This window comes from Campylobacter sp. CH278, assembly GCF_004378845.1.
Lineage (GTDB): Bacteria > Campylobacterota > Campylobacteria > Campylobacterales > Campylobacteraceae > Campylobacter_D > Campylobacter_D jejuni.
The window spans coordinates 1-331 of sequence record NZ_RYXZ01000037.1; the positions used below are offsets into that span (position 1 = coordinate 1).

1 pseudogene is annotated in these 331 nt (G+C 23.0%); it reads left to right on the plus strand.

Features of this window, described 5'->3' with window-relative positions:
* Positions 1–331, plus strand: a pseudogene (locus tag ELQ04_RS08580) (motility associated factor glycosyltransferase family protein); the annotation flags it as partial.

Genomic DNA, 331 nt, shown 5'->3' on the forward strand with positions numbered 1-331 from the left:
CTAGAAAAAAACATACAAGCTTTATTAAGTGGGGTAAATGAACCCTTAGGAAATAAACTTTTAAATTTCATACAAAATAAAACTTGTTCTCGTTTTAGTATAGATGAAAATTTAAATATCTATGATAAAACTCATAATGTTTTCATGTATGAAAATTTAGAAGAAGAATTAAATTTTTTCTATCAAAGTATTTTAGAAAAAACTCATAGATATCCTTTTGTATGTATTTATGGTATAGGCAATGCTTTACTGATTAAAAATTTAGCTAAACACTATAAACATCTTTTTGTATTTGAAAGTGAAATAGAACTTTTTATCCTAGCTTTAAGTA